Annotated in this window: 24 protein-coding genes; 9 read left to right on the top strand and 15 right to left on the bottom strand. The window is 67.9% G+C overall.

Annotated features, from left to right (window positions below):
* Window positions 1-455, bottom strand: a 455-nt coding sequence (locus J8I35_RS32650) for a DUF3683 domain-containing protein (RefSeq protein WP_176017102.1), incomplete at its 3' end; no start/stop codon positions are given.
* 597 nt (window positions 456-1,052) lie between these two features.
* On the opposite strand from J8I35_RS32650, the gene ilvA reads away from it, so the two are divergent.
* The gene (gene ilvA / locus J8I35_RS32645; RefSeq protein WP_124453573.1) at window positions 1,053-2,576 is read left to right on the top strand and encodes a threonine ammonia-lyase, biosynthetic; all 1,524 of its coding nucleotides are present in this window, start codon (window positions 1,053-1,055) and stop codon (window positions 2,574-2,576) included.
* Window positions 2,577-2,588: 12 nt separating this feature from the next.
* The gene (gene queF, locus J8I35_RS32640; RefSeq protein ID WP_124595573.1) at window positions 2,589-3,419 is read left to right on the top strand and encodes an NADPH-dependent 7-cyano-7-deazaguanine reductase QueF; all 831 of its coding nucleotides are present in this window, start codon (window positions 2,589-2,591) and stop codon (window positions 3,417-3,419) included.
* Between the two features lie 62 nt (window positions 3,420-3,481).
* On the opposite strand, the gene J8I35_RS32635 is transcribed toward queF, so the two are convergent.
* From J8I35_RS32635 to J8I35_RS32610, 6 genes are all read right to left on the bottom strand, one after another.
* Window positions 3,482-3,919: a hypothetical protein gene (locus tag J8I35_RS32635; RefSeq protein ID WP_209929149.1), complete on the bottom strand. Its 438-nt coding sequence runs from the start codon at window positions 3,917-3,919 to the stop codon at window positions 3,482-3,484.
* On the bottom strand, window positions 3,913-4,515 hold the full coding sequence (locus tag J8I35_RS32630; protein ID WP_080334356.1) for a peptidoglycan recognition family protein: 603 nt from the start codon (window positions 4,513-4,515) through the stop codon (window positions 3,913-3,915). The genes J8I35_RS32635 and J8I35_RS32630 overlap by 7 nt, the downstream gene beginning before the upstream one ends.
* A gap of 101 nt (window positions 4,516-4,616) precedes the next feature.
* Window positions 4,617-4,970 carry a DUF1493 family protein gene (locus tag J8I35_RS32625; protein WP_050016653.1) on the bottom strand — a complete coding sequence of 118 codons (354 nt, stop codon included), beginning with the start codon at window positions 4,968-4,970 and terminating at the stop codon, window positions 4,617-4,619.
* Window positions 4,971-5,256: 286 nt separating this feature from the next.
* Complete coding sequence (locus J8I35_RS32620) at window positions 5,257-5,643, bottom strand: RidA family protein (RefSeq protein ID WP_050016655.1); 387 nt, start codon at window positions 5,641-5,643, stop codon at window positions 5,257-5,259.
* A 78-nt stretch (window positions 5,644-5,721) separates the two neighbouring features.
* Window positions 5,722-7,203, bottom strand: a complete 1,482-nt coding sequence (locus J8I35_RS32615; protein WP_209929147.1) for a D-aminoacylase — start codon at window positions 7,201-7,203, stop codon at window positions 5,722-5,724.
* Between the two features lie 2 nt (window positions 7,204-7,205).
* Window positions 7,206-8,144: a MurR/RpiR family transcriptional regulator gene (locus J8I35_RS32610; protein WP_124557569.1), complete on the bottom strand. Its 939-nt coding sequence runs from the start codon at window positions 8,142-8,144 to the stop codon at window positions 7,206-7,208.
* Between the two features lie 118 nt (window positions 8,145-8,262).
* On the opposite strand from J8I35_RS32610, the gene J8I35_RS32605 reads away from it, so the two are divergent.
* Entirely contained in the window at window positions 8,263-9,543 is a 1,281-nt protein-coding gene (locus J8I35_RS32605) for an amino acid deaminase (RefSeq protein WP_209929145.1), read from the top strand.
* Window positions 9,544-9,700: 157 nt separating this feature from the next.
* Window positions 9,701-10,282, top strand: coding sequence for a DJ-1/PfpI family protein (locus J8I35_RS32600; RefSeq protein WP_059580784.1), 582 nt, complete (start codon window positions 9,701-9,703; stop codon window positions 10,280-10,282).
* Between the two features lie 138 nt (window positions 10,283-10,420).
* On the opposite strand, the gene J8I35_RS32595 is transcribed toward J8I35_RS32600, so the two are convergent.
* Both J8I35_RS32595 and J8I35_RS32590 read right to left on the bottom strand, forming a co-directional pair.
* On the bottom strand, window positions 10,421-10,867 hold the full coding sequence (locus J8I35_RS32595; RefSeq protein WP_124640209.1) for a MarR family transcriptional regulator: 447 nt from the start codon (window positions 10,865-10,867) through the stop codon (window positions 10,421-10,423).
* A 54-nt stretch (window positions 10,868-10,921) separates the two neighbouring features.
* Window positions 10,922-12,517 carry an MDR family MFS transporter gene (locus J8I35_RS32590; protein WP_209929143.1) on the bottom strand — a complete coding sequence of 532 codons (1,596 nt, stop codon included), beginning with the start codon at window positions 12,515-12,517 and terminating at the stop codon, window positions 10,922-10,924.
* A gap of 107 nt (window positions 12,518-12,624) precedes the next feature.
* On the opposite strand from J8I35_RS32590, the gene J8I35_RS32585 reads away from it, so the two are divergent.
* Entirely contained in the window at window positions 12,625-13,467 is an 843-nt protein-coding gene (locus tag J8I35_RS32585) for an EcsC family protein (RefSeq protein ID WP_209929138.1), read from the top strand.
* Here the strand turns inward: J8I35_RS32585 and J8I35_RS32580 are convergent.
* The 5 genes from J8I35_RS32580 to J8I35_RS32560 all read right to left on the bottom strand — a co-directional run bounded on the left by J8I35_RS32580 (window position 13,437) and on the right by J8I35_RS32560 (window position 18,752).
* Window positions 13,437-14,399: an alpha/beta hydrolase gene (locus J8I35_RS32580; protein ID WP_209929134.1), complete on the bottom strand. Its 963-nt coding sequence runs from the start codon at window positions 14,397-14,399 to the stop codon at window positions 13,437-13,439. The two genes, J8I35_RS32585 and J8I35_RS32580, sit on opposite strands and share 31 nt — an antisense overlap.
* Before the next feature lie 89 nt (window positions 14,400-14,488).
* The gene (locus tag J8I35_RS32575) at window positions 14,489-14,923 is read right to left on the bottom strand and encodes a CHRD domain-containing protein (RefSeq protein ID WP_209929132.1); all 435 of its coding nucleotides are present in this window, start codon (window positions 14,921-14,923) and stop codon (window positions 14,489-14,491) included.
* A gap of 330 nt (window positions 14,924-15,253) precedes the next feature.
* Window positions 15,254-16,027 (bottom strand): class II aldolase/adducin family protein, encoded by a 774-nt coding sequence (locus J8I35_RS32570; RefSeq protein ID WP_124557574.1) that lies wholly within the window; start codon window positions 16,025-16,027, stop codon window positions 15,254-15,256.
* A 237-nt stretch (window positions 16,028-16,264) separates the two neighbouring features.
* Window positions 16,265-17,887, bottom strand: a complete 1,623-nt coding sequence (locus J8I35_RS32565) for a phospholipase D family protein (RefSeq protein WP_209929128.1) — start codon at window positions 17,885-17,887, stop codon at window positions 16,265-16,267.
* Window positions 17,888-18,035: 148 nt separating this feature from the next.
* Window positions 18,036-18,752 carry a FadR/GntR family transcriptional regulator gene (locus J8I35_RS32560; RefSeq protein WP_050016675.1) on the bottom strand — a complete coding sequence of 239 codons (717 nt, stop codon included), beginning with the start codon at window positions 18,750-18,752 and terminating at the stop codon, window positions 18,036-18,038.
* Between the two features lie 128 nt (window positions 18,753-18,880).
* On the opposite strand from J8I35_RS32560, the gene J8I35_RS32555 reads away from it, so the two are divergent.
* From J8I35_RS32555 to J8I35_RS32540, 4 genes are read left to right on the top strand one after another with little or no spacing between them, the layout of a single operon-like run.
* Window positions 18,881-19,678, top strand: coding sequence for a (Fe-S)-binding protein (locus J8I35_RS32555; RefSeq protein WP_050016677.1), 798 nt, complete (start codon window positions 18,881-18,883; stop codon window positions 19,676-19,678).
* Window positions 19,675-20,400, top strand: coding sequence for an LUD domain-containing protein (locus J8I35_RS32550; RefSeq protein ID WP_050016721.1), 726 nt, complete (start codon window positions 19,675-19,677; stop codon window positions 20,398-20,400). Before J8I35_RS32555 ends, J8I35_RS32550 begins: the two co-directional genes overlap by 4 nt.
* The gene (locus J8I35_RS32545) at window positions 20,397-21,842 is read left to right on the top strand and encodes a LutB/LldF family L-lactate oxidation iron-sulfur protein (protein WP_050016679.1); all 1,446 of its coding nucleotides are present in this window, start codon (window positions 20,397-20,399) and stop codon (window positions 21,840-21,842) included. The genes J8I35_RS32550 and J8I35_RS32545 overlap by 4 nt, the downstream gene beginning before the upstream one ends.
* 50 nt (window positions 21,843-21,892) lie before the next feature.
* A complete protein-coding gene (locus J8I35_RS32540; RefSeq protein WP_050016681.1) occupies window positions 21,893-23,593 on the top strand; it encodes a lactate permease LctP family transporter in 1,701 nt (566 codons plus the stop codon).
* 112 nt (window positions 23,594-23,705) lie between these two features.
* On the opposite strand, the gene J8I35_RS32535 is transcribed toward J8I35_RS32540, so the two are convergent.
* The gene (locus J8I35_RS32535) at window positions 23,706-24,467 is read right to left on the bottom strand and encodes a M48 family metalloprotease (protein ID WP_050016683.1); all 762 of its coding nucleotides are present in this window, start codon (window positions 24,465-24,467) and stop codon (window positions 23,706-23,708) included.
* Window positions 24,468-24,479 lie beyond the last annotated feature (12 nt).

The following is a 24,479-nucleotide window of genomic DNA, read 5'->3' as shown; positions in this document are numbered from 1 at the left end:
TTGTCGAATTCGTCGGCGAATTCGTCGACCGCGCGCTGCGCGGCGGTTTCGAGCATCTCGACGCGCGACGCGCGTTCGCGGCCGGCGTCGTCGCGGTGCGCGGTGAGATCCGCGCTGCGGCGCTTGCCGATCTCGGTCAGGCGGTGGTTCAGCGCCTCGATCAGCAGCGCGCGGCGTTTCGGGTTGTCGAGCAGGTCGTCCTGCAGATACGGGTTGCGGCGCACGACCCAGATGTCGCCGAGCACTTCATACAGCATCCGTGCCGAGCGGCCCGTGCGGCGCTCCGCGCGCAGTTCGTCGAGCACCGCCCACGCCTCTTCGCCGAGCAGGCGGATCACGATCTCGCGATCCGAGAAGGACGTGTAGTTGTAGGGAATCTCGCGCAAGCGGGGCGCGGGGTCGGCGGCGACGGCGGCGGCCGCGCCATGCGGATCGAAAACTTGTGGTGCGTTCATGTTCGGACGACTCGGAGGGCCGATATCCCGTGCACGGGCGTCGGCAAGCGCGTGGGCGCAATCTTGGGGAAATCTGTTCTGTTACCAGGCGCGCGGCTGTCCTTCATGGGGCCGGAGCGGGCGACTCGCCCCTCCTGGCCGGCGACAGGGCCTGGCGGCACTCGGGACCATCAGCACGATCGCGCGCGGCGCGCATGCCGTTCGGCCGCGGGGCTGGCTGCGCGCGGCGTCGGCTTCAACGGTGCGATCCGTGGGTGCCTCTGCATCTTCCGAATCCTTGATTCAAAACGGAATTCTAACCCATGATCGGGCAGCCCGTGACACGCCGGACAGGTCGTGGGGCTATCGCCGCGAGCCGCGCCGGGCGGGCTTCGGCGCGGTTTCGTCCGACCATTCGCCGTCCGTCCGGTCGGTAACCATGCGGTTAAACGGTAAAGAGCGCCGGCAAAATGCTGCGCCCGGCGGCGCGCATCCGCTGCCTGCACGCACACACGGCCGCCCGCAGCCGCCCGCCCGGCATGCCGCTTGCGTGCGGGCGGACCCTTGGCGCTATCATTGACCCTTTACCGTCTGCATCCGCACTGCACGCGAGCGCCCATGGCATCCCACGATTACCTGAAGAAAATCCTCACCGCGCGCGTCTACGACGTCGCGATCGAGACGGAACTCGAACCGGCCCGCAACCTGTCGGCCCGGCTGCGCAACGCCGTTTACCTGAAGCGCGAGGACAACCAGCCGGTGTTCTCGTTCAAGCTGCGCGGCGCGTACAACAAGATGGCGCACATTCCGACGGACGCGCTCGCGCGCGGCGTGATTACGGCGTCGGCCGGCAACCACGCGCAGGGCGTCGCGTTCTCGGCGGCCCGGATGGGCGTCAAGGCCGTGATCGTCGTGCCGGTCACGACGCCGCAGGTGAAGGTCGACGCGGTGCGCGCGCACGGCGGCCCGAGCGTCGAGGTGATCCAGGCGGGCGAATCGTACAGCGATGCGTACGCGCACGCGGTCAAGGTCCAGCAGGAGCGCGACCTCACGTTCGTCCACCCGTTCGACGATCCGTACGTGATCGCCGGCCAGGGCACGATCGCGATGGAGATCCTGCGTCAGCACCAGGGTCCGATCCACGCGATCTTCGTGCCGATCGGCGGCGGCGGGCTCGCGTCCGGCGTCGCCGCGTACGTGAAGGCGGTGCGCCCGGAGATCAAGGTGATCGGCGTGCAGGCCGAGGATTCGTGCGCGATGGCGCAGTCGCTGGACGCGGGCGAGCGCATCGAGCTGAGCGAAGTCGGCCTGTTCGCGGACGGCACCGCGGTGAAGCTCGTCGGCGAGGAAACCTTCCGGCTGTGCCGCGAATTCCTCGACGGCGTCGTGACGGTCAACACCGACGCGCTATGCGCGGCGATCAAGGACGTGTTCCAGGACACGCGCAGCGTGCTCGAGCCGTCCGGCGCGCTCGCGGTCGCGGGGGCGAAGCTGTACGCGGAACGCGAAGGCATCGAAAACCAGACGCTCGTCGCGGTCACGTCCGGCGCGAACATGAATTTCGACCGGATGCGCTTCGTCGCCGAGCGCGCGGAGGTCGGCGAGGCGCGCGAAGCGGTGTTCGCGGTCACGATCCCCGAGGAACGCGGCAGCTTCAAGCGCTTCTGCTCGCTCGTCGGCGATCGCAACGTCACCGAGTTCAACTACCGGATCGCCGATGCGCAATCCGCGCACATCTTCGTCGGCGTGCAGATCAAGCGCCGCGGCGAATCGGCGGAGATCGCCGCGAACTTCGAGTCGCACGGCTTCAAGAGCGTCGACCTGACGCACGACGAGCTGTCGAAGGAACACATCCGCTACATGGTCGGCGGCCGCTCGCCGCTCGCGCTCGACGAGCGCCTGTTCCGCTTCGAATTCCCGGAACGGCCGGGCGCGCTGATGAAGTTCCTGTCGTCGATGGCGCCGGACTGGAACATCAGCCTGTTCCACTACCGCAACCAGGGCGCGGACTACAGCTCGATCCTCGTCGGGCTGCAGGTGCCGCAGGCCGATCGTGCCGAATTCGAACGCTTCCTCGCGGCGCTCGGCTATCCGTATGTCGAAGAGAGTGCCAACCCGGCTTACCGCCTCTTCCTGTCGTAAAGGCGTCACACGATGAATCCCGAACATTCCCCGCTCGGCAAGGCCACCGTCTACGCGGCGCAGTACGACGCGTCGCTGCTGTTCCCGATCCCGCGCGCCGGCGCGCGCGAGCAGCTCGGCATCACGTCGGCGCTGCCGTTCTTCGGCACCGACATCTGGAACGCGTACGAGCTGTCGTGGCTCAACGCGCGCGGCAAGCCGCAAGTCGCGATCGCGACGTTCTACGTGCCGGCCGAATCGCCGAACATCGTCGAATCGAAGTCGTTCAAGCTGTATCTCGGTTCGTTCGCGCAGTCGAAGTTCGACTCGGTCGACGCGGTGCGCGACGTGCTCAAGCGCGACGTATCGGCTGCGTGCGGCGCGAGCGTCTCGGTGCAGCTGGTGTCGGCGCACGATTTCCGCAAGCTGGAGATGGACGAGCTCGACGGACTGTCGCTCGACCGGCTCGACCTCGACACCGACGTGTACGAACCCGATCCGTCGCTGCTGTCGGCCGCCGACGGCGAGAACGAAGCGCCGGTCGAGGAGACGCTCGTGTCCGACCTGCTGCGCTCGAACTGCCCGGTCACGGGCCAGCCCGACTGGGGCAGCGTGCAGATCCACTACGTCGGACCGCAGATCGACCATGCGGGGCTGCTGCGCTACATTATCTCGTTCCGTAATCACACGGGCTTTCACGAGCAGTGCGTCGAGCGGATCTTTCTCGACATCCTGCATGCGTGCAAACCGGTGAAGTTGGCGGTGTATGCGCGTTACACTCGCCGCGGCGGGCTCGATATCAACCCGTTCCGCACGAATTACAACCAGCCGATGCCGGATAACGCGCGAACGGCGCGGCAGTAAATGCGTGAGCTGGCGGACATTTCGGTCCGCCAACACTGCCCGCTTGCGGAAGGCGCGCTTCTCTAATTCGGTGCGAATACGTCGGCCCGGCACTTCGGACAATACAGGTAGATTGTTCGACCATCGGGCAGGGAAATGAAGCCTCGCCTTGCCTGGTCTATCCTCCATTTCGCCGCGCCACCACCTGCCAGACGCGCTTCGCCTTCGGCATAGCAACGCGCGGCGTCCAGGTCATGGCTGTACACCCGTTCTGTTACGCGGTCCGCACGCTTGAAAAATGCGCTGACATCCGCACGCCGAAGCACGAACGTGCGACACATATCCGCTGTTTCGTCCCCGCTGATGTCGGCCGACCACGCACCGTTCCTGACGATTTCGACTGACTCCGGCACAACGGCGGGTACCGCGCCGCCAGGCGATACCCTATTGGGCAGCGTGCCCGCAGCCGCGCTGTAGCTGAGCGCGAGCGCCAACATCAAAACTGCGATCCGAATCACCATTGCACTCTCGCCGCCTCCGTCCGGTTCTTCCGCGATACTACCGGGTGACGGAAAACCTCTGTCACCGGAACACGTAGCGTTACCGAAAGGGCGTGGATAAGCCATCGCAACGAATCGTTCTGAGCAGCCGGCGCCGCGACGTAGGTTCGTCGATCAGGGTTGGGCTCATTCAGTGGCAGAGCTTCACCGACCAATTCCACGCCAATGCTGTCCGTATTGGACGGGTAACGGTCCGGGACCGCCTTGCGCATCTCCCGCCGGTCTTCCCCACGCGGATCAAAACGGCGAAGTTGCTCCAGTTCGACGGGCGTGCAACGCATTTCGGCAACACAGCGCGCCTTGATTCGACCAACATGCCAAGTCTGCTTCTTCAAAGACGCCGTCTGATAAATCGTTCCGTCTTTTTCAATCAGAAAATGCGCGCCAGTGGCCGACGCATTCCGATAGCTGCTGAGCGCAGAAGCCGCAGTCGAACCACCTGTTTGATGGACGACAATCCCACTAATCCTCTGCATCGCACCGCGCTCAATTTGGATTTTTCTGGCCCGCACTACGCGCGGAGTCACAACCATCCCACTGGAATCAATCGACAACATCCAATACCCTCCGGTTAGATTACGGCATATCACCCTGACCTTCCCGCCTATCTCTTACGCTCAGCCCTCCGGAAGTCATGCGCACCTGCTCACTCGACTCCTCACGATAGCTCGGTCAGTTGCCGCGCATCCCATTTCCGTTCAACCGCTGCGCGGTACAGCATCGCCAGCGTGATCGGTTCCCGTTCGAGAGCGTGCGGTTTTCGGAGCACCCATCGACGGAACAACGAATAGAAGCCCCCTTCGCCCTCCATCAGGAAATACCGGTGAAAATCGAAGTCGCCGGCATCCACGGAAAAACGCTCGAAAAAGCGACCCATGAAATCGTCGGCTTCGTCGCCGGTCTGGCCAAGATCCTCCCAAAGCCTCGTGGCGGCGAACAACGGCGTCGATTTGCCAAGCCCTACCTCTGCTCTGACGAAGACCTCGATCTCATCCCAACGCACGCTTTCCATCAAAACACCTCGCCCTCTGGATTGAAAGGCGGTTGTACCCGGCGAATCGCGCCATGCATCTGCGGCTCGCTGTCGCAGTTCGCTCAGACAGGCGTGTCACGTTGAGGCCCGTCGGAAAAACTTCGTCACACAATGCAAAATTCCGGTGCCGCCCATACCTACTTCAACCGAGTTGTATTGAACGCCCTCGCCCACCCGCTCGCCCTCGCATCGACTGCCTCAAATGCAACAAGGCCGGTGCACGTCCATGCACCGGCCTTGTTGTACAGCTTCCGCCCTCGCCGCGTTACTTCACCGGCGGCTTGTAAGCGATGCAATCGACCTCGACCTTGCAGTCGATGACCATGCTCGACTGCACGCAGGCCCGCGCCGGCGGGTTCTCGCCGAAGTACGACACGAACACCTTGTTGAACGACGCGAAATCGCGCGCGTCGTCGAGCCACACGCCGCAGCGCACGACGTGCTCGAGGCCGTAGCCGGCTTCCTTCAGGATCGCGATCACGTTCTCGATCGTCTGCTTCGACTGCGTGACGATCCCGCCTTCGACGACCTCGCCGTTCACCATCGGCGTCTGGCCCGACACGTACAGCCAGCCGTCGGCTTCGACCGCGCGTGCAAACGGCATCACCTGGCCGCCGGTCCCCTTCGCTTCGCCCACGCCATATCGCTTCATCGTTTCACTCCTCACATTTCGGTTACGGATGCGCGCGCCGGCTTGGGCACACGCGGAAGATCGGAACACACGCCGCGTTCAGAACGCCGCATCGGCACTCGCCGGCACACGCTCGCCGCGTGCGACGAAACCGCCGGCGCGCTCGCCGGTCGGCTGGCCGTTTTCGTAGGTCAGCACGCCGTTCACCCATACCGCGTCGATCCCGTGCGCGGGCTGTTGCGGCTTCTCGAACGTCGCCGCGTCGATCACGCTCGCCGGATCGAACAGCACGAGATCCGCGTGGTAGCCGACATGCACTTCGCCGCGCTTCGCGATCCCGTAGCGGCGCGCGGACAGCGACGTCATCTTGCGGATCGCCTCCTCGAGCGGCAGCAAGTTGGTCTCGCGTACGTAATGGCCGAGCACGCGCGGAAATGCGCCCCACAGCCGCGGATGCGGCAGCGGATCGTTCGGCAGGCCGTCCGAGCCGACCATCGTCGCCGGATGCGACAGAATCCGGCACACGTCGTCCTCGGACATGTTGTGGTACACGGCGCCCGCCGGGCGAATGCGCTGCGCGGCTTCCTGCTCGGTCATGCCCCAGTCGGCCGCGATCGCCTTCAGCAGCTTGCCCGCGACTTCCGGGTGCGGCTCCGACCACGTGATCGTGATGTCGATGTCGCCCGTCACCTGCTTCAGGTCGAGCGTCGACGAACTGCGGCTGTACGGATAGCAGTCGCAGCCGACCGGCTGGTAGCGGCGCGCGCCTTCGAGCGACGCGAGCACCTCGGTGCTGCGCCCCCAGTTCGACGGGCCCGCGCACTTCAGGTGCGAGATCACGACCGGCACCTGCGCGTGGCGGCCGACACGATAGGCCTCGTCCATCGCGTCGAGGATCGCGTCGAACTCGGTGCGCATGTGCGTCGTGTACAGCGCGCCGGCCTGGGCGAGCGGCTCGGCGAGCGCCATCACTTCTTCGGCCGGCGCCGCGAACGCGGAGCCGTACGCGAGGCCCGACGACAGGCCGAGCGCGCCGTTCGCGAGCGCCTCCTCGAGCTGCGCGCGCATGCCGGCGATCTCGCCGTCGGTCGCCGCGCGGTCGAGGCGGTCCATCTGGTTGTTGCGCAGCGCCGTATGGCCGACGAGCGCCGCGACGTTCACGGCCGGACGCGCGTCGTTCACGGCCGCGACGTAAGCGGCGAAGGTCGGGTACCGGAACGCACCGCGCTCGCCGAGCAGGTTCATCGGGTCGGGCGGATCGCCGGCAAGCGTCACCGGCGATGCGCTGATCCCGCAGTTGCCGACGATCACGGTCGTCACGCCCTGCGAGATCTTCGGGATCATCTCCGGCGCGCGGATCACGTGCGTGTCGTCGTGCGTGTGCACGTCGACGAAACCCGGCGCGAGCGCCCGGCCGTTCGCGTCGACGACGTTCTCGGCGAGCCAGTTCGACAAGTTGCCGATCGCCGCGATCAGGCCGTTGCGGATCGCGACGTCGCGCGTGACGGGTGGCGCGCCGGTGCCGTCGTACAGTTGCGCGCCGACGATCAGCGTATCGGCCGCTTCGGGATGCGAATGCATGGTCAGTCTCCTACCGGTTGACGGTCGCCGCCGCCGCGGTGCGCATCGAGCGCGTGTTTGATGCGGCGCAGCGATTCCCGGCCCGCATCGCCGAGCCGCAATGCGACGCCGGTGACGAGCACGTCGATCGCCATCATCATCGCGTAGCGCGAGGTCGACGGCTTGTAGATGAAATCGGTTTCGAACGCGACGACGGGAATCAGGTGATCGGCGAGCTTCGCGAGCGGCGACGCCGGCGCGGTGATCGCGATCAGCTTCGCGCCGTAGCGCTTCGCGAGCCGGCAGCTTTCGAGCAGCTCGGGCACGCGCCCGCTCACCGACAACGCGACGACGGCGGTGTCGCTCGACAGCGTCGCGGCCACCATCCGCTGCAGCAGGCTGTCCTGGTAGCTCGCGACCGGCCGGCCGAAACGCACGAGCCGGAAGCGCAGCTCGTCGGCCAGCGCGGTCGAGCCGCCGCCCTGCCCGTACACGTAGGTCATCTTCGCGCCGGCGAGCAGGTCGGCCGCCGCGTCGAACGACGTGTTGCGCAGCAGTTGGTGGTTGTGCGCGAGCGCCACGCGAATCTCGTCGTAGACCATCGACGCGGGGCTCGCGTCGTCGGCCGGCGCGTCGTCGGACGGCACCAGGAAGCGCTGGCCGACGGCCGCCGCCTGCGCGACGAGCACCTTCAGTTCGCGCACGTCGCGGCAGCCGACGGCCTTCGCGAAGCGCGTGACCGTCGCGACGCTGACCTCCGCATCCCGCGCGAGCGCGCCGATGCTCGCATGCGCGGCGCGCGCCAGATCGGCGAGGATGAACGCGGCGACCTTGCGCTCGGCTTCGCGCAGCTCGGGCGCGCACTCGGCGATCCGCGCGACGATGTCGAGGACCGGCGGGGCGGCCAGCGCGGGATGGGACTCGGCGGCAAGCGGAGCGGACGGGGAAGCGGGCGTGTTCATCGACGGAAAGGGTGCGGAACTTGATGTTATTAAATAACATCACCGCGCCGATGCTACTTTCTGTACCATCTGCATGTCAACTTCAGTGCAATGCATAGTGATGATGGAGCGGGATGACATGAAAGTTACAAACTATCAGGAAGCGACGATCGATCCGTTCGGCAAGGGCCTGGGCAATGTGCCGAGCGCGAGCGTGCCGCTCGGCGACGCCGGCCGGCTCGAATGGAACCTGCTCGCGGAAGACGTCAGCCTGCCGGCCGCCGTGCTTTACGAGGATCGCGTCGAGCACAACCTGAACTGGATGCAGGCGTTCGTGCAGCAATACGGCGTCAAGTTCGCGCCGCACGGCAAGACGACGATGGCGCCGCAACTGTTCCGCCGCCAGCTCGACGCCGGCGCGTGGGGCATCACGCTCGCGACCGCGCACCAGACGCAGGCCGCGTATCACGGCGGCGTGCGGCGCGTGCTGCTCGCGAACCAGCTGGTCGGCCGCCAGAACATGACGATCATCGCGGGGCTGCTGTCCGATCCCGATTTCGAGTTCTTCTGTCTGGTCGATTCCGCGGACAGCGTCGACCAGCTCGGCCGCTTCTTCGGCGCCGCGAAGAAATCGCTGAACGTGCTGATCGAACTCGGCGTGCCGGGCGGCCGCGCGGGCGTGCGCGATGCCGCGCAGCGCGAGGCCGTGCTGGCCGCGATCGCGCGCTATCCGGACACGCTGAAGCTGGCCGGCATCGAGCTCTATGAAGGCGTGCTGAAGGAGGAAGGCGAGATCCGCGCGTTCCTGCAGCAGGCGGTCGCGCTCACGCGCGAGCTGGCCGAAGCCGGCCGCTTCGCGCGCACGAAGGCGATCCTGTCCGGCGCCGGTTCGGCGTGGTACGACGTGGTCGCGGAAGAATTCAGGAAGGCGTCCGACGCGGGCTTCGCGGAAGTCGTGCTGCGTCCGGGCTGCTACCTGACGCACGACGTCGGCATCTACAAGAAAGCGCAGACCGACGTGTTCGCGCGCAACCCGATCGCCCGCTCGATGGGCGAAGGGCTGCTGCCGGCGCTGCAGCTGTGGGCGTACGTGCAGTCGGTGCCGGAAGCCGACCGCGCGATCGTCGCGCTCGGCAAGCGCGATGCGGCGTTCGACGCGGGCCTGCCCGAACCGGCGCGCCACTTCCGGCCGGGCCGCGACACCGCGCCGCGCGACGTCGCCGCCGCCGAAGGCTGGGCCGTCACCGGGATGATGGACCAGCACGCGTACCTGCAGATCCCGCCGGGCGCGGACGTGAAGGTCGGCGACATGGTCGCGTTCGACATCTCGCACCCGTGCCTGACGTTCGACAAGTGGCGCCAGGTGCTCGTGCTCGATCCGCAGTTCCGCGTGACGGAAGTCGTCGAAACCTTCTTCTGACGCACGCCGCGCGCGATGCCGCCCCGCCGCTCGCGCGCGGCGGCCGTCACGCGCGCTTCAATCGGCCGGAGTACACTGCGCTTTCGTCCTCGGGGCCCGTCGCGGCCGTCATGCACGGCGCGACCGGGCCTTCAACGCTGCTTCACTGGAGAAAGCCATGGCCGCGAAGAAGATCCTGTTCCTGACCGGCGATTTCGCCGAAGACTACGAAACGATGGTGCCGTTCCAGGCGCTGCAGGCCGTCGGCCACCACGTCGATGCAGTCTGCCCGGGCAAGCGCGCGGGCGACAAGATCAAGACTGCGATCCACGATTTCGAAGGCGACCAGACCTACACCGAGAAGCCCGGCCACAACTTCACGCTGAACGCGGCGTTCGACGACGTCGATGCGGCGCGCTACGACGCGCTCGCGATCGCGGGCGGCCGTGCGCCCGAATACCTGCGACTCGATCCGAAGGTGATTTCGCTCGTGCGCGCGTTCGCCGAAGCCGGCAAGCCGATCGCGGCGATCTGCCACGCGGCGCAACTGCTCGCGGCCGCCGACGTGATCCGCGGCAAGCGCATTTCGGCGTACCCGGCCTGCGCGCCGGAGGTGAAGCTCGCGGGCGGCGAATACGCGGACATCCCGGTCGACGCGGCCGTCACCGACGCGCCGTTCGTCACCGCGCCCGCGTGGCCCGCGCATCCGGCGTGGCTCGCGCAGTTCCTCGCGTTGCTCGGCACGCGCATCGAGCTGTGAACGACGTGAGATGAGTTGAAGTGAAAAGCCGGCCGGCGGCGGGCACGTTCGACCCGCTTGCCGCGCCGGCCACGATCGCCGGGGCGCGCGCCTTTCGTGCCGCCTCCCGATGCTTGTTGCGGCTTCCCTGCCTACCCTTTAGGGAGACGCCGGCGTCGATCCGACGTCCGCGATCCGCGACTCCAGCATCGCGAGCGCGCCCGACAGCGCATTCAGCACGTCGTCCGGCAACTGCGCCATCGTCTGTTCGAGAAACGCCTTGCGGCGCGGCAGGCATGCGTCGAACGCGGCGCGCCCTGCGTCCGTCAGCGTGACGTTGGTCACGCGGTTGTCGCGCGCGTCCGATTCGCGCTCGATCCAGCCGAGCGCGTCGAGCGACTTCAACTGGCGCGTGAGCGCGCCCGGATCGATGCGCAGCACCTCGACGAGCTTCTTCTGCGACGCATGCCCGTCCATCGTATGCAGCGCGACCATGATGCGCCAGCGCGGCATCGGCTGCCCGACCTGCGCCTCGAACGCGGTCATGAATGCGCGATACGTGCGTCCGAATTGCTGCAAGATCGCGACGCGGTCCTGTTCTTCCATGCGCTGATTTCGTTCCGGTGAATCGTTGAGTCGTCGAATCGCTCGCCCGATCGGTCAATCGGCCGCGACGTGCGGTTCGATCTTGCGCCGCAGCGCGATCGGCGGCACGCGACGGCACTGCCACACCGACACCACGGCGACGACCGCCGCCATCGCGACGCCCAGGTGAATCGCGCCGACCAGCGATTCGCGGGCCGCTTCCAGCAGCAGCGCGCCATTATGCCCGGCCCGCGTCAGCTCCGCGACGAGACCGCCCTGCGCCGCGCGATCGATCAGGATCTGCGGATCGGCGAGCCGCGCGTGCCACTGCATCGCCTGATCGGCCGACAGCGCATTGCGCACGCCGCCCGAATACATCTGGTTGACGAGCGTGCCCGTCAGCGCGGTGCCGAGCATCCCGCCGACCATCCGCAGCGACTGCAGCAGCGCGGTCGCGATGCCGAGATGTTCGCGGCCGGCCGTCTGCTGCGCGAACACGGTGAGGTTCGGCAGCACGAAGCCGAGCCCGATGCCGCCCGCGACCATCAGCGCCATCAGCATCCAGGTCGGCGTCGCGTGAGTCGACACGACGATGCCCGCGCACGCGATCGCGAACAGCACGAAGCCGACGTGCAGCATCGCGTTCGGATTGCGGATACGCGTGATGACGCGACCGTTCATGATGCTGCCGATCGTGATGAACACGACGAGCGGCGTGATCACGAGCCCGGCCTCCTTCGGCGACATCCCGAAGCCGCCCTGGAACAGCAGCGGCGCATAGAACAGCAGCGAGAACATCGAGAAGCCGGCGAGGATCGCGAGCACGAACAGCGCCGACAGCGCGCGGTTGCCGAACATGTCGAACGGCAGAATCGGCTGCGCGCAGCGCTTCTCCCAGTGCCACAGGCCGACGCCGGCCGCGACCGCGACGACGAGCAGCAGCGACGCCCAGCTCGTCACGCCGTACTTCGGCAGCCATTCGACGAACAGTTGCAGCGCGCCGAGCGACAGCGCGATCAACAGCGCGCCCGGCCAGTCGAGCCGCATCTTGCGATCGTGCTCGACGTGCCGCATGTGCGGCAGGTAGCGCCACACGAAGAACAGCGACAGGATGCCGATCGGCAGATTCACGTAGAACACCGAGCGCCAGCCGAACGACTGGGTCAGGAAGCCGCCGAGCGACGGGCCGACCGCGTTCGCGATGCCGAACGCGGAACTCATCAGCACCTGCCAGCGCAGCCGCACGACGGAATCGGGGAACAGGTCCGGAATGCACGCGAACGCGGTGCCGACCAGCATCCCGCCGCCGATGCCCTGCAGCCCGCGCGCGAGCACGAGGGTCAGCATGTCGTTGGCCATCCCGCACAGCACCGACGCGCCGGTGAACACGACGATCGACACGATCACGAACGGCTTGCGGCCGTAATAGTCGCCGAGGCGGCCGAAGATCGGCACGGTGATCACGGAACTGAGCAGATACGAGGTCGCGACCCACGCGTACAGGTCGAAGCCGCGAAGTTCGGCGACGATGGTCGGCAGCGCGGTGCCGACGACCGTCTGGTCCAGCGCGACCAGCATGGTGACGAACGAGATCCCGATCATCGCGAGCAGCGATTCGCGGAACGGCAGGACTTGCCCGCTCGAATGGTGGGCGGCAGTGTGGACGGCCATTTTTTGTCGATGCAACTTTTGCCTGGTCAAAGAATCTCAAAATTCTAGCACGCCGGAGTAATCTAGGCTGGCGACGGGTTCAGGGCCCGTTCACGCCAAGGAGAGAGATGGAACCGATTTCAATTTCCCCCGCCGCGACGCTGTCGCCGGAGGATCGGGACGCGCTGCGGCGCGCGAAGCAGGTGCTGGAAAGCCCGTCGCTGACGATGAAGCTGACGGGCGTGCTCGGCGCGCCGGTCGAGAAAATGATCGCGCGGCTGCCGGACTTCGCGACCGGCAAGATCAACGATGCGACGCAGCTCGCGCTGCGCAAGTGCCTGAACATCGCGCTGCGCACGCTCGGCAAGCCGCAGGCGCCGGACGCCGAACCCGAGAAGCCGAGCAACCTGCTGCACAAGCTCGCGGTCGCGACGACCGGCGCGGCGGGCGGCGCGTTCGGCTTTCTCGCGCTGCCGGTCGAGCTGCCGGTGACGACCACGCTGATCTTCCGCTCGGTATGCGACATCGCACGCAGCGAAGGCGAGGACCTGACGTCGGTCGATACGCAACTGCAATGCCTGGCCGTGCTCGGCATGGGCGGCAACCCGGACAAGCAGGAGGAGGACGCCGATCTCGGCTATTTCGTGCTGCGCGGCGCGCTCGCGCAGGCGATCTCGAAGGCGTCGTCGGACATCACGGCCAAAGGCATCGCCGCGCACAGCTCGGCGGCCGTGTTCAAGCTCGTGCAGACGGTGGCGTCGCGCTTCTCGGTGCAGGTGACCGAGCAGATGGCCGCGAAGTCGATCCCGGCGATCGGCGCCGTGCTCGGCGCGACCGTCAACACGCTGTTCATCGATCACTTCCAGCAGATGGCGCACGGCCACTTCACCGTGCGCCGGCTCGAACGCAAGTACGGCTCGGTGGCCGTCCAGGCCGCCTATCAGGCGATCGACGCCTCGCCGGCGCGCTGAACCGCGCGCTCGACCGCGACGCGGCGCAGGAACGCGGCCGCGCGGTCGAGTGCGTCGCGCGCTTCCGGCACCATCGGCGCGTACAGCTGCCACACGTGCGGCATGTCGGGCCACACCTCGATTTCCACCTGAACGCCGGCCGCCTTCGCCTTGTCGGCGACGCGGCGCGAATCGTCGAGCAGCACTTCGGTGCTGCCGACCTGGATGTATAGCGGCGGCAAGCCCGCGAAGTCCGCATGGAGCGGCGACGCGTACGGATGCGTCGCCGGCGCGTCGCCGAGATACAGCTTCGCGGCCTTCGGCAGCGCGGCGGCCGCGAACATCGGGTCGCGGCCGTCGTTGCTGCGCATCGTGTCGCCGGTGCCGGCCAGGTCCGTCCACGGCGAGAACAGGATCGCGCCGGCCGGCAGCGGCTCGCCGCGATCGCGCAGCGCGACGAGCGTCGCGAGCGCGAGGCCGCCGCCCGCGGAATCGCCGCCGAACACGATCGACTCGGGCGGCGTGCCGAGCGCCAGCAGTTGCCGGTACGCGGCGAGCGCATCGTCGAGCGCGGCCGGGAAGCGGTTTTCGGGCGCGAGCCGGTAGTCGAGCGAGAAAGAACGCACGCCCGCGCGCTTCGTCAGCCCGAACACCAGCGGCCGGTGGGTTTTCGTCGAACAGAAGTAGTAGCCGCCGCCATGGAAATACAGCAGCGTGCGGCCGGGCCCGCGCGCCGCGCTCGAGTCGGTGCGCTCGAGCCATTCGCCGCGCAGCGGCGCGTCGCCCGGGCCGTAACACTGGCGCAGCCGGTAGCCCGACGGCGCCCGGCGCGGCACGATCATCCGCAGGTCGGTAAAGCGCCGGGCACGCGCGGGGTCGAGCACCTCGCGCGTCGTTTCCGGACGAAACTGCCAGCGCAGCAGCCAGCAGGCAAACTTGCTTTGCCAACTCATCGGACGCACTCCGTCATCGCAATGTGACGATGGTACGTGCGAACGCTCCCGCGTCGCTCGACAGGTGCCTCTACGCCAAACGCCGGCGCTCAGTTCGCCGGCATCATCTGCCCGCGGATCTCGCCCGACGGGTGTTCCTTCGTATGAAGGTTGAAGTACCACCTGCCGCCCATCAGGTCGGTGACCTGCTCGTCGGTGAGCGCCTTCGAACCCTTGATGGGGCTCGCCAGCTCGTCCTTCGGGATCGGCACCTGCACGCCGGCGTTCTGGCCGACCGGCGCGGGCCCGTGGAAATGCGCGGCCGTGGCCGGCCCCGTGAGGTGTTCGTACGTGACCGTCCACTGCAGCAGGCGGGTGGCCGTGTCGTAGGTGGCGGCGACGGCGCCCGAGCCCTTGGTCGCCGTCGGCGGCACTTCGCTCGACGGCTGCAGGTTGGCGGACAGGCGCACCGTCTCGGCAGCGGCGCTGCCGGCGGCCAGCACACTCGCGAATAACGCGACCTGGAGCAAACGCAGCTTGAGCATGGATTCTCCTTGTACGACGTGGTACGCCGCCGGAACGGGGGCGCTACGCATGATGGTAGTCGATCGCCGCCGCGCCGACAGTCCGCCGAACGGCCATGCTGCGAATCGCCGCACCGCCTGTCGGCGCACCGCGCACGGCCGACGATCCTGCGCGACGCCGCTCGCGCCAGTCTGCGTCACGCTGGAACAGACCTTTGCAGCCTGACGGCTGAATCCATGCGCGGCCTTTCGCTACACTTCGTTCCACAGTTGCTTGTTTCCTTCGTCCGAAGGAGTCTGCGAGTATTCACGCGGCCACCCGGCCGCGTTTTTTTTTGCATGCGCCGCGCCTCATGCACGATAGCCGGGATCGATCCGGTCGACGATCCGCTGCAGCGCGTCGAACGCGTCCTGTCCCGCGCCATGCTTCGGGTCGAAATTCAGCGAATCGCGCACGCACCCTTCGAGCACGGGCGGCGCAATCGGCAGCGCATCGCCGATCGCCTGCGTCGCGACCTGCACCTCGCACGCACGGTTGAGCAGCCACATCAGCGAAAACGTCTGCGCGAGCGTCGCGCCGATCGTCACGGGCCCGTGGTTGCGCAGCAGCAGCACGGGCCGCCCGCCCGCGCTGTCGACGATGCGCCGGCCTTCCTCGAGATGCACGGTGATGCCCTCGAAGTCGTGATACGCGATCTTCCCGTACAGCTGCGCCGAATAGAAATTCGAGAACGACAGCCCGTCGCGCGAACAGCACACGGCCATCGTCGGCGTCGTGTGCACGTGCATCACGCAATGCGCATCGGGCAGCGCCGCATGGATCGCGCTGTGGAACGTGAAACCGGCCGGATTGATCGGCCAGTCGGAATGGCCGATCACGTTGCCGTCGATGTCGATCTTCACGAGGTTCGACGCGCACACCTCGCGGTAATGAAGCCCGAACGGGTTGATCAGGAAATGACCGTCCTCGCCCGGCACGCGCAGCGAGATATGGTTGTAGATCAGCTCGGTCCAGCCGAGGTGATCGAAGATTCGGTAGGCGGCCGCGAGCTGCACACGCGCCTGCCATTCGGCTTCGGAGAAGCGCGCGGGGCGCGTGAACGGCTGATTCGGTACACGTTGCATGGGGAACTCCGGTTGCGGGCGGCGCGCGGCCACGGCGAGCGGCGCCGCGCATCGTCCTCGTCTGCCGGCGCCGCAAGCGATGCGTGCGCCGCGTATCGCGCAGGTGCGGCGCACCGTTCCGGCCCGCATTGTGCGATCCGCCGGCGCGCTTCACGATACCCATATCGTTGCGCGCACAACCATATCATCTTTCCCCGCGCACCGGTATCGCGGGTTTTGCCGGAGCCGTTCCCGCCCTTACAACTGGTCGTCGACCGGCAACAGCGTGAAGATGCCCGTCATCACGTTGCGCAGCAGCCCGGCATGCGGGTCGACGTGATAGGTGGTGGTCTGACCGCCGTCGGTGCCCGTCCATTCGAGCGCGGGCGGGCTGCCGTCGGTCCGCTTCGCGAGCGTGACGCGGTAGCTTTCGTCCGGCTGCGTCACGCGCGCGAAGATCGCCTCGGCCTGCTGCGCGAGCACCGGGCTGTGGATCACGAGCGCGAGCTCGGTGTTCAGGTACGCGGAACGCGGGTCGAGGTTCAGCGAGCCGATCACGAGGATTTGCCGGTCGATCACGTACGCCTTCGCATGCAGGCTCGCACGCGAGCGCGACCCGAACAGCCGCGCGGGCTGCTGGTCGGGCTGCGACTTGAATTCGTACAGCTCGACGCCGCGCTGCAGCAGCGGCACGCGGTACGGCGCATAGCCGGCCTGCACCGCGACCGCATCGGTCGCCGCGAGCGAATTCGTGACGATCGCGACGCGCACGCCGCGCGCGGCCGTATCGCCGAGGATCTTCACGCCGGCGTCGTGCGGCACGAAGTACGGCGAAAACGCGAGGAATTCCTTCTGCGCGCCGCGCGTCAGCTCCGCCAGGCGCTGCATCGGCGGGCTCACGTAGGTGCCGGTCGGCCGCGCGACCTTGGTCGGCGCATCGACCTTGAATTCGGCCGGCGCCCACACGAGTTCGAGTTCGTCGCGTGCGATCTGCCGTGCGAGCGGCGTCGCGTTCAGCGGCTTCGCGTTGTACGGATCGGCATTCTTGCGCCAGTGGTCGCGCAACTCGTCGCGCATCGCGTCGAGATCCTTCGGATCGAACTTCTGATGATTGAGCACCCGCAACGGATAGCTGCTCGCGCTCGCCCAGTATTCGTCGAAGCTCTTCGAGATGTCGTGGGTCACGGGGCCGGCCGCCAGCACGTCGAGATCGCGGAACTGGAGCGTCGGGCTCGCACTGAAGTATTCGTCGCCGAGATTGCGGCCGCCGACGATCGCGAGCTGGTTGTCCGCGATCATCGCCTTGTTGTGCATCCGGCGCGTGAAGCTGTCGATCCGCGTGAAGAAGTTGGTCGTGCGCTCGACCACGCCGCGCTGCGATGCGCCGAACGGGTTGAACACGCGGATCTCGATGTTCTGGTGCGTATTGAGCGCAGCCATCACGCGGTCGATATCGTCGAAGTTCAGGTCGTCGACCAGCATCCGCACGCGCACGCCGCGATCGGCCGCGTACAGCGCCGCGCCGAGCAGCAGCTTGCCGGTCGTATCCTCGGTCGCGATGTAGTACTGCATGTCGAGCGTCTTCGTCGCCGCCCGCGCGAGCGCGATGCGCATCTGCAACGCGGTGGCGCCGTCGGCCAGCAGCCGGAAGCCGGACTGCCCCGGATGCGCGGCTTCCGGCGCGGCCAGCGCAGCGTGCAACGGTGTCGCGGTATCGGCCGGCAACGCGTGCGAGACGGGGCGATCGAGCGAGGTGGCGGGCGGATGCGTCGCGCACGCGGCGAGCGGCAGCAGCGCGCAGACGATCAGCGCGCGGGCCTGGCGGCATGCGGCGCGCCACGACGGCGTGGCCGGTGCGCGCCGGATCAGGGACGTGAGCACGAAAGCTTCCTCGACAGTCGGATCAATGGGCACGTCATCGCCGCGGCGCGCGGCTGACAAGGGGTTGCGATCGATTCTAGTGGGCGCCCGACGAACCGGTCAATTGGGCCGGCCCCGCAGGCCATCGCAGCCGCTGGTCCGACCAATCTCATGACGCATCGCCGCTGCGCTCGAAATGGCTGCGCACGTAGTCGATATGCGTCTGCATCGCGGTGCGCGCCTCTTCGGGGCGGTGCGCGCAAATCGCGTCGCACACCACCCGGTGCTGCAACAACAGCAACTCGGATGCCTGCTCGTCCTCCGTCGTCATCCCGGCCACGTTGATCGAAATGTGCTCGCGCAACATTCCGATCACGCTCGTATGCAGGTGCAGGAACATCGTGTTGTGCGACGCGAGCGCGATCGCCTCGTGCAGCTTCGCATCGGTCGCGGCTTCGACGGCCGCATCGTCGTTCGCGTGCGCGGTTTCGAGCTCGCGCAGCAGCGCGCGAATCCGGCGCCGGTCGTTCGCATCGGCGCGCAGCGCGGCGAAATAGGCGGTCGCGCCTTCCAGCACGCGGCGGAATTCGAGGATGTCGTCGCGCAGCGCCGGATGATCGGCGACCAGTTGGCCCCACGGCGACGCGATGCCGGCGCGCAACTGGTCGGTCACGTAGACGCCCGCGCCGCGCCGGCTCTGCAGCAGCCCGCGCGCGACGAGCCGCTGGGTCGCCTCGCGCACCGTATTGCGCGCGACGCCGTACTGCTGCGCGAGCACGCGCTCGGCCGGCAGCCGCGCGCCGGCCGGCCACGTGCCGTCGAGCAGTGCCGTCTCGATCTTGCGCATCACCACTTCGGTCCGGCCCCGTGCCGTCATCGCCGCCATCGTCGCGTCTCCCCGCGGAATGCATACCGCCCCGATTGGCCCAACCAATTTGAGCTGCGGCGCGGACGGGGGAATTATGCAGCGAAATCGACGCTCCGCACGCCGGGTCGTCGCCTCTGGAGCGAGACATGAACCCACGGCCGTACCCCACCGCCCCCGCGCACGTCTATCTGTTCGCGACCTGCCTGGTCGACCTGTTCGTCCCCGAAGCGGGGCTCGACGCGGTCCGCCTGCTGGAACGCGAGGGCCTGACGGTCCACTATCCGCGCGGCCAGAGCTGTTGCGGGCAGCCGGCCTACAGCAGCGGCAATCCCGACGAGGCGCGCCGCGTCGCGGCCGCGCAGCTCGACCTGTTCGCCCAACCCTGGCCGGTGATCGTGCCGTCCGGCTCGTGCGCGGGCATGATCCGGCACCACTGGCCGGCGCTGTTCGCCGACGATCCCGTTCACGGCCCGAAAGCACGCGCGATCGCGGAGCGGACCTACGAACTCGCCGAATTCCTCATTCATGTGCTCGACGTGCAGCTCGACGCGGTCATGGCCGACGCCGGACCCGACGAACGCGTCGTGCTGCACACGTCGTGCGCGGCACGGCGCGAGATGGGCACGCGCGTGCACGGCGTCGCGCTCGTCGACGCGCTGCCGGGCGTGACGCGCATCGAACACGAACGCGAATCCGAATGCTGCGGCTTCGGCGGCACGTTCTCGCTGAAGCATCCGGACATCTCCGGCGCGATGGTGCGCGACAAGGTCGCGTCGGCGTGCGCGACCGGCTGCGACCGGCTCGTGTCGGCCGACTGCGGCTGCCTGCTGAACATCGGCCACGCCGCGGCCAAGGCCGGCGCGGCGCTGCCCGTCGAACATCTCGCGAGCTTCCTGTGGCGCCGCACGGCTGGCGCCGGCTCGCTGCGCGGAGCATCGAAATGAGCGCGCGCGACGCGATCCTCGCGCGGCTGCGCGCCGCCGCACCGGGCGTCGCGACGAACGCCGCGCCGGCGCTCGATGCACGCATCGACGCGCATTACGACACGCGCCGTGCATCGGCCGGCCCCGCCGCCGATGCACGCGTGCGGGCGATGCAGACGGCACTTGCCGCGTCGCACGCCGAAGTCTGGTGCGCAACCGCCGACGCATGGCCCGCGCAGCTCGCCGCACGTCTGGCCGACGCCGGCGTGCGCCGCCTGCTGCTCGACGCGGCCCGCGCCGAATCCGCGGCGCTCGCCCGCGCGCTGCCCGAGACGGTCGCGCCCGTGCCGTTCGACCGGCCGATCGACGCGTGGAAAACCGAACTGTTCGACACGATCGACGCGGGCTTCACCGTCGCACGCTCGGGCATCGCGGCCACCGGCACCCTGGTGCTCGCGCCCGATGCCGGCACGCCGCGCACTGTGTCGCTGGTGCCGCCGCTGCACGTCGCGCTCGTCCATGCGAACACACTGCATGCGGACCTGCACGCCGCCGTGCACGCGGAGCGCTGGCCAGCCGGCATGCCGACCAACCTCGTGCTGGTATCGGGCCCGTCGAAGACGTCCGACATCCAGCAGACGCTCGCCTATGGCGCGCACGGCCCGCGCCGCCTGTGGGTCGTGATCGTCACCGATTCGGCCGCGCCGCCGGCCGCCCCCGCTTGCGAGGACCTGCCGCGATGAGCGACCACCCGCTGCAATTCGTCGCCCCCGGCGACTTCAAGACCCGTGCGCGCGCCGCGCTCGACGATCCGGCACTGCGCCGGAGCTTTCGCGGCGCGATGGACTTCCTGCAGGGCAAGCGCGCGACGCAATTCCCCGACGACACCGAGCTGCAGCAGCTGCGCGATCTCGGCGAAGCCGTCCGGCAGCACGCGCTCGCGCAACTGCCCGCGCTGCTCGAACGGCTGGAGACGAAGCTCGCCGCAGCCGGCGTGCACGTGCACTGGGCCGAGACGGCCGCCGATGCGAACGCGATCGTGCTCGGCATCGCGCAGGCGAAGAAGGCGCGCCGCGTGATCAAGGGCAAGTCGATGGCGAGCGAGGAAATCGAGCTGAATCACTACCTCGCGGAGCACGGGGTCGACTGCATCGAATCCGACATGGGCGAATTCATCGTGCAGCTCGCGGGCGAGAAGCCGTCGCACATCGTGATGCCGGCGATCCACAAGACCCGCGGCGACATCGCCGAACTGTTCGAGGCGCACCTCCCCGGCGCGCGCTACACGGAAGACGTCGACGAGCTGATCCAGACCGGCCGGCGCGCGCTGCGCCGCGCGTTCGCGGAAGCGGACATCGGCCTGTCCGGCGTCAATTTCGCGGCGGCCGACACGGGCACGCTGTGGCTCGTCGAGAACGAAGGCAACGGCCGCCTGTCGACGACGGTGCCCGACACGCACGTGGCGATCATGGGGATCGAGAAGGTCGTCGAGAAACTCGAGCACATCGTGCCGCTGTCGAGCCTGCTCACGCGCTCGGCCACCGGCCAGGCGATCACGACCTACTTCAACCTGATCTCGGGCCCGCGCCGCGACGGCGAACGCGACGGCCCGCGCGAGCTGCATCTCGTGCTGCTCGACAACGGCCGCACGCAAGCGTACGCGGACGAACAGTTGCGCGCGACGCTGCAATGCATCCGCTGCGGCGCGTGCATGAATCACTGCCCCGTCTATACGCGCATCGGCGGCCACGCATACGGCACGACCTACCCGGGCCCGATCGGCAAGATCATCTCGCCACACCTGCTCGGCCTCGACGCGACGGCCGACCTGCCGACCGCATCGACGCTGTGCGGCGCATGCGGCGAGGTGTGCCCGGTGCGCATCCCGATCCCGCAATTGCTCGTGCGGCTGCGCACCGAAGCGAACCGCAAGCCCGACGAACCGGTCGCGCATCCGTTGCGCGGCCAGGGCGCGAACTACCACCGCACGGAAGAACTCGTGTGGCGCTTCTGGTCGGGGGCGTTCGCGCATCCGCGCGCGTACCGCGCGTTCCGCTGGGCCGCGACGCGCCTGCGGGCGCTCACGCCCGCGAAACAACTGGGCTGGACGCAGCACCGCACGCCACTCGAACCGGCGCCGCGCAGCCTGTCCGACCTGCTGCGCGCCCGCGGCCAGCCCGAATAGCGCATCCGCTTTCAAACCCGTACCCCGATAAATCCATGGAGGAGACAACCATGCAGGTTTGGCACCAGATCTACACCCCGCTCGGCAGCCTCGGGCTGTCGGCACTCGTCGCCGCGATTCCGATCATCTTCTTTTTCGTCGCGCTCGCCGCGTTGCGGATGAAGGGCCACGTCGCGGCCGCGATCACGCTGCTGCTGGCGCTCGGCGTCGCGATCGTCGCGTACGGCATGCCCGTGCCGCAGGCGCTCGCGGCGGCCGGCTTCGGCTTCGCGTACGGCCTGTGGCCGATCGCGTGGATCATCGTCGCGGCGGTGTTCCTGTACAAGATCGTCGTGAAGACCGGCCAGTTCGACGTCATCCGCGCGTCGGTGCTGTCGATCACCGACGACCAGCGGCTGCAGATGCTGCTGATCGGCTTCTCGTTCGGTGCGTTTCTCGAAGGCGCGGCCGGCTTCGGCGCGCCCGTCGCGATCACGGCCGCGCTGCTGGTCGGCCTCGGCTTCAAGCCGCTGCATGCGGCCGGACTGTGTCTGATTGCAAACACCGCGCCGGTCGCGTTCGGCGCGATGGGCATTCCGATCATCGTCGCCGGGCAGGTGACGGGCATCGACGCGTTCCACATCGGCGCGATGGCCGGCCGTCAGCTGCCGCTGCTGTCGCTCGCGGTGCCGTTCTGGCTCGTGTTCATGATGGACGGGCTGCGCGGCGTACGGCAGACGTGGCCGGCCGCACTCGTCGCGGGCGGCAGCTTCGCGGTCACGCAGTACTTCACGTCGAACCACATCGGGCCCGAGCTGCCGGACATCACGTCGTCGCTCGTCAGCCTCGTGTCGCTCGCCGCGTTCCTGAAGGTCTGGCAGCCGAGCAGCGCGAAGCAGACGGCCGGCGGCATCGTCGCGTCCGGCGGCGGCGCGGCGCTCGCCGGATTCGGCGCGGGCGGCAACGGAGCGGGCACGAGCCGCCAGGCGTCGCCGTACACGCTCGCGCAAACCGTGCGCGCGTGGTCGCCGTTCCTGATCCTGACGGCCGTCGTCACCGTGTGGAGCATCGCGCCGTTCAAGGCGCTGTTCGCCGCGCACGGCGCGCTCGCGTCGACCGTGCTGAAGTTTCACGTGGCCGGGCTCGACCAGCTCGTCGTGAAGACCGCGCCGATCGCCGCGACGCCGAAGGCGCTCGACGCGGTGCTGAAGCTCGATCTCGTGTCGGCGGTCGGCAGCGCGATCCTCGTGACCGCGCTGATCTCGATGGCGCTGTTGCGGATGAAGCCGCGCGACGCGCTCGTCACGTTCGGCGAGACGCTGAAGGAACTGACGCGCCCGATCCTGTCGATCGGCCTCGTGCTCGCGTTCGCGTTCGTCGCGAACTACTCGGGGATGTCGTCGACGCTCGCGCTGATGCTGGCCGCGACCGGCGGCGCGTTCCCGTTCTTCTCGCCGTTCCTCGGCTGGCTCGGCGTGTTCCTGACCGGCTCGGACACGTCGTCGAACGCGCTGTTCTGCTCGCTGCAGCAGGCCACCGCGCATCAGCTCGGCGTGCCCGAAACGCTCGCGGTCGCCGCGAACACGACGGGCGGCGTGACCGCGAAGATGATCTCGCCGCAATCGATCGCGGTCGCGTGCGCGGCGACGGGCCTCGTCGGCAAGGAATCGGAGCTGTTCCGCTTCACGGTGCGGCACAGCCTGCTGTTCGCGGTGATCGTCGGGCTGATCACGCTCGTGCAGGCGTACGTGCTGCCGGGGATGGTGCCGTAAGCGGCGCGCAGGCAGGCCCGAAAGACAAAACCCCACGCCCGAACAACGGGCGTGGGGTTTTTCATGTCGCTTGCCGATCGCCGGCGCGGACGGCCGGCGATTCGTCGTGCGATCAGCTGCCCTTCGCGATGCGATCCTGGATGTGCTGCGCACGGCTCGACGACGACGGGTGCGAGCTCATCATCGAGCTCTTGCCGCCGTCCAGTTGCGCGAGCTTCTGGAACGCGGTGACGAGACCCTTCTGGTTCATGCTCTTCTGCTTCATCAGGTCGAACGAGTAGTCGTCGGCCGCGCTTTCCTGCGTCTGCGAGAACTGCGCGTTGATGAACTTCTCGGTGATGTCGCCGAGTTGCGAACTCGTCAGCGCCGCCACGCCCGGCGATGCCGCGCCGGCCGCGGTGCGCGCCGCGCTCACCGCGTACGCCGTCTGCATCGCCTTCTTCGAGTGACCGAGTGCGACGTGGCCCATTTCATGGCCGATCACGCCGCGCAGCTCGTCGTCGTTCATCATGTCCATCAGGCCGCTGTACACGCGCACGCAACCGTTGCCCATCGCCCACGCGTTGACGTCCTTGGTCATGTAGACCTTGTAGTTGATCTTCTGGCCGTTCAGCGTCATGTCGCCGAAGCCCTTCATCACCTTCGTCAGGCGCTTCGCGTACGCGCTGTTCGGCGCGGCGATCTTCGATTCGGCGTCGCTCGACTTGCACGACTCGTTCGACAGCGCGGCGATGTCGCTGTCCGACAGCGTCGCCGCCTTGTACAGGTTGGTCCCCGCCGACGTCAGGCTGTTCGCGTCAAGGCTCTGCACCCCGCCGCACGCGCTCAACAGAAACGCCACGCCACACGCCGCCACCGCTTTCTTGAGTTGCATCCCGGAATCCCT

The sequence above is a fragment of the Burkholderia sp. CpTa8-5 genome (assembly GCF_017815045.1).
GTDB lineage: Bacteria > Pseudomonadota > Gammaproteobacteria > Burkholderiales > Burkholderiaceae > Burkholderia > Burkholderia sola.
The sequence above is the reverse complement of the archived record's forward strand: the minus strand, read 5'-3'. Positions and strand labels throughout refer to the sequence as shown.

Excerpts from the sequence above, each read along its gene's own strand:
- ilvA (WP_124453573.1), top strand. The coding sequence starts at position 1,053 with ATGGCATCCCACGATTACCTGAAGAAAATCCTCACCGCGCGCGTCTAC.
- queF (WP_124595573.1), top strand. The coding sequence starts at position 2,589 with ATGAATCCCGAACATTCCCCGCTCGGCAAGGCCACCGTCTACGCGGCG.
- J8I35_RS32635 (WP_209929149.1), bottom strand. The coding sequence starts at position 3,919 with ATGGTGATTCGGATCGCAGTTTTGATGTTGGCGCTCGCGCTCAGCTAC.
- J8I35_RS32630 (WP_080334356.1), bottom strand. The coding sequence starts at position 4,515 with ATGTTGTCGATTGATTCCAGTGGGATGGTTGTGACTCCGCGCGTAGTG.
- J8I35_RS32625 (WP_050016653.1), bottom strand. The coding sequence starts at position 4,970 with ATGGAAAGCGTGCGTTGGGATGAGATCGAGGTCTTCGTCAGAGCAGAG.
- J8I35_RS32620 (WP_050016655.1), bottom strand. The coding sequence starts at position 5,643 with ATGAAGCGATATGGCGTGGGCGAAGCGAAGGGGACCGGCGGCCAGGTG.
- J8I35_RS32615 (WP_209929147.1), bottom strand. The coding sequence starts at position 7,203 with ATGCATTCGCATCCCGAAGCGGCCGATACGCTGATCGTCGGCGCGCAA.
- J8I35_RS32610 (WP_124557569.1), bottom strand. The coding sequence starts at position 8,144 with ATGAACACGCCCGCTTCCCCGTCCGCTCCGCTTGCCGCCGAGTCCCAT.
- J8I35_RS32605 (WP_209929145.1), top strand. The coding sequence starts at position 8,263 with ATGAAAGTTACAAACTATCAGGAAGCGACGATCGATCCGTTCGGCAAG.
- J8I35_RS32600 (WP_059580784.1), top strand. The coding sequence starts at position 9,701 with ATGGCCGCGAAGAAGATCCTGTTCCTGACCGGCGATTTCGCCGAAGAC.
- J8I35_RS32595 (WP_124640209.1), bottom strand. The coding sequence starts at position 10,867 with ATGGAAGAACAGGACCGCGTCGCGATCTTGCAGCAATTCGGACGCACG.
- J8I35_RS32590 (WP_209929143.1), bottom strand. The coding sequence starts at position 12,517 with ATGGCCGTCCACACTGCCGCCCACCATTCGAGCGGGCAAGTCCTGCCG.
- J8I35_RS32585 (WP_209929138.1), top strand. The coding sequence starts at position 12,625 with ATGGAACCGATTTCAATTTCCCCCGCCGCGACGCTGTCGCCGGAGGAT.
- J8I35_RS32580 (WP_209929134.1), bottom strand. The coding sequence starts at position 14,399 with ATGAGTTGGCAAAGCAAGTTTGCCTGCTGGCTGCTGCGCTGGCAGTTT.
- J8I35_RS32575 (WP_209929132.1), bottom strand. The coding sequence starts at position 14,923 with ATGCTCAAGCTGCGTTTGCTCCAGGTCGCGTTATTCGCGAGTGTGCTG.
- J8I35_RS32570 (WP_124557574.1), bottom strand. The coding sequence starts at position 16,027 with ATGCAACGTGTACCGAATCAGCCGTTCACGCGCCCCGCGCGCTTCTCC.
- J8I35_RS32560 (WP_050016675.1), bottom strand. The coding sequence starts at position 18,752 with ATGGCGGCGATGACGGCACGGGGCCGGACCGAAGTGGTGATGCGCAAG.
- J8I35_RS32555 (WP_050016677.1), top strand. The coding sequence starts at position 18,881 with ATGAACCCACGGCCGTACCCCACCGCCCCCGCGCACGTCTATCTGTTC.
- J8I35_RS32550 (WP_050016721.1), top strand. The coding sequence starts at position 19,675 with ATGAGCGCGCGCGACGCGATCCTCGCGCGGCTGCGCGCCGCCGCACCG.
- J8I35_RS32545 (WP_050016679.1), top strand. The coding sequence starts at position 20,397 with ATGAGCGACCACCCGCTGCAATTCGTCGCCCCCGGCGACTTCAAGACC.
- J8I35_RS32540 (WP_050016681.1), top strand. The coding sequence starts at position 21,893 with ATGCAGGTTTGGCACCAGATCTACACCCCGCTCGGCAGCCTCGGGCTG.
- J8I35_RS32535 (WP_050016683.1), bottom strand. The coding sequence starts at position 24,467 with ATGCAACTCAAGAAAGCGGTGGCGGCGTGTGGCGTGGCGTTTCTGTTG.